Source organism: Acidovorax sp. ST3 (genome assembly GCF_003231145.1).
Lineage (GTDB): Bacteria > Pseudomonadota > Gammaproteobacteria > Burkholderiales > Burkholderiaceae_C > Acidovorax.
The window spans coordinates 1-516 of sequence record NZ_QKVP01000140.1; the positions used below are offsets into that span (position 1 = coordinate 1).

Here is a 516-nt window from a genome sequence, read left to right on the forward strand (position 1 = left end):
TCGCAGACATTGCGCCGGCTGGTCGATACGGCACGCCGCGCGGATGGCGATGGAAGCGCCCGGCGCAACCGACAGGAGGCCGCCTATCGTTTCGTCTCGGCCATGGCTGGAAACCTGCCCGGCTTCGAGGAGGCATCGCGAGCCTTGTTTGCCAACGATCCGGAAGGGTTCACACGCGAAATCGCAAGCTGGCCGACCGATATCAGGGCGTATGCCCTGAAGCTTGCAGGGTACGCGGACACCTGATGTCGGAGCGCCGCGATCAGGTCCTTGAGGCAAAGCCGGCCGTGCCGGTGCGCACGAACTGCCAATGCACTTCCGCTTGCGTCGATGCGTGGAAATGCAGCACGATCTGCCGGCTGCGACGCGGCCCGACGATACCGGCGAAGAAAATCGATTCCTCGACCTCGGGCTGTACCTGCGGCGAGGTGAACACCCAGATGTCGCCACCCTCGGCGGCAAGCACGAGCCGGTCGTGCTCGTCGCGGAACAGGCTGGCGTCGGGGTGGATATGGA

2 protein-coding genes are annotated in these 516 nt (G+C 64.9%); one reads left to right on the forward strand and one right to left on the reverse strand.

All coding sequences use genetic code 11. From position 1 onward, the window contains the following. The coding region (locus tag DNK89_RS23995; protein WP_238990930.1) for a DUF2239 family protein at positions 1 to 246 on the forward strand (246 nt) is incomplete at its 5' end. Between the two features lie 16 nt (positions 247 to 262). Here the strand turns inward: DNK89_RS23995 and DNK89_RS24000 are convergent. Next, positions 263 to 516 (reverse strand): heparinase II/III family protein (locus DNK89_RS24000; RefSeq protein ID WP_203422614.1); only part of this gene is annotated, 254 nt, incomplete at its 5' end.